This is a genomic window from Bradyrhizobium sp. CFUWI, from assembly GCF_056429085.1.
In genome coordinates, this window is sequence record NZ_JBWJZE010000087.1 from 1 (window position 1) to 1,797 (window position 1,797).

The 1,797-nt window shown below is 59.9% G+C and carries 4 pseudogenes; 1 reads left to right on the forward strand and 3 read right to left on the reverse strand.

The window, feature by feature from the left end:
- The 3 pseudogenes from AC066S_RS38715 to AC066S_RS38725 form a co-directional block, all read right to left on the reverse strand.
- Nucleotides 1-102 (reverse strand): annotated as a pseudogene (locus AC066S_RS38715) (IS110 family transposase); the annotation flags it as partial.
- Between the two features lie 273 nt (nucleotides 103-375).
- Nucleotides 376-513: pseudogene (locus AC066S_RS38720) on the reverse strand (IS66 family transposase); the annotation flags it as partial.
- A 693-nt stretch (nucleotides 514-1,206) separates the two neighbouring features.
- Nucleotides 1,207-1,311 (reverse strand): annotated as a pseudogene (locus tag AC066S_RS38725) (ATP-binding protein); the annotation flags it as partial.
- Nucleotides 1,312-1,340: 29 nt separating this feature from the next.
- Here AC066S_RS38725 and AC066S_RS38730 point away from each other — a divergent pair.
- A pseudogene (locus tag AC066S_RS38730) lies at nucleotides 1,341-1,797 on the forward strand (hypothetical protein); the annotation flags it as partial.

Consider the following 1,797-nt stretch of genomic DNA (forward strand, 5'->3'; position numbering starts at 1 on the left):
ACGCAGCTGTTTGCGGAAAACAACACCGCCGCTAGCGTCTGCGCCATGTGCCTGAAAAACATGTTTCGCCAAGTCTAGTCCAATCGTGCTAACTTCGTTCATGGACGCTTCCTCATTTGTGACGGTTCAACACCCTTCACTTTGGCACATCGATGCCGTCGAGGGGCGTCCACCCCATCACAGCAGGAGCAGCAAAAAACAAGTCTTTCGAGCCGCGATTCAAGATTGACCACGCGGCTTCGCCGATGCCAGAAACCACACAGCCAGAACGCCTCGCGCCCCGGGCGACATCAAATCGGAAGGGTGGGCGAGATCATCTCGGAATCCTGGGCGAGATCAAATCGGTACACCCGGGCGAGATCATCGGAATCCGCAGTTGACGTCGTTGAGCTTGCAGGTGGCGACGATCGACGCGAGCAAGGCCCAGTTTTCTGCCCCGATTTCATGACCAGCGAAAAGCGCATGTTTCCTGGTCAGGCAAACTGGCCGGATGGCGTTCTCGACTGTGTTGGTGTGTGTGCCTTGCCAAGGCGCACTGTTCTCCCTGGTGAAAATCCAGGCCGGCGAACTCTCGCTCCAGCCGGAAGTACTCGGAGCGGGTCAGGAGGCGACGAATGACCTGAAGCACTCTGAGAAAAGGCCCCTTTTGGGGGACATCGGTCCGCGCGGGCCGCAACTTGCGAGTGAACACTGAGCAGGCTCCGAAAGCGTCATCGTGGGAGTCGACCCGCCATACTGTGCGCTGGGCAGCGCGTGAATCAGGAGGGTTGAAGTCCCTTCGGTGCTCGAATGAGGAGGACCGTATCCGAAGACGGGGGTAATGCCTCGTTGGCCAGACGCGAGAGCGTTTGGAGGACAGGGTGTCCGGAGCGATCCGGAATCCGAAGGGTTTGAGGAGAAGTATCGGGCTGTAATCGAGGGGCAACCCACAGATGAACAGGTCGGCCAAAGATGGGGCAAGGTCGAGCCCGCAGTATGGGGGCGAAGGCGTTACTCATTCACCCATCGTACCAAGGTGTTTGCTGACGGCACGATACGGAAGATTCATGCGTGACCCCAGGAGACCTGCCTGTGTCTGCATATTTCACTGATGGTGAGCAGCGATTTCGCGCGATCGTGAGCGATGAATTCAGACGATCGTGAGCAGCCCGCTCCGGCCGAGGCGGTCATAGAGTCAGCGTTCTGGCTGCTCGTCAAGGGTGATGGTTTTAGCGTTGCGTTTTCGCATGCGTCGCCGACGAGCTGGAGGCGGTGCGCGTTATGGACGAGACGATCCAGGATGGCGTCAGCGAGCGTAGGGTCACCGAACACGACAGAGTGCCCCTATTTTGGAACGGGTCGTGTCTCACGTCACGATCACCGACCCGCATCATTTTCTGTTTGGGCACCGGCTTGAGGTGCTGAAGAAGCGGTCGGGGCGCGGTCCCGCCTACGTCGTTGTCGCGCTGCCGGACGGCCGGCCGCGGGCAGTTCGGATTGCGTCGACGGATCTTGCCGAGACGCCAATCACTTCCCGCCCGAACGCCGCCGATCTGCCGCGCATCAGTGCACGTACGCTGATCCCATTGATGCAACATTTGAGCGCGAGTCTGAGCCTTCTCGACGAGAAGGTGATTCGCGATGACCCACCGACCGCTTCCAGGTCGCGTTGCGTATCGACCCCTGCCGATGTTGGCAAATCCACCTGGCCGTCCGACGGCCGAGATTCCGCGACCGCGACGCAAACCCAGATCGCTCAAATCCTCGCCACGCTGCTGCGGCTAATGCAAGCGGTTCCCGGCACGTCCGGAAGGGGAC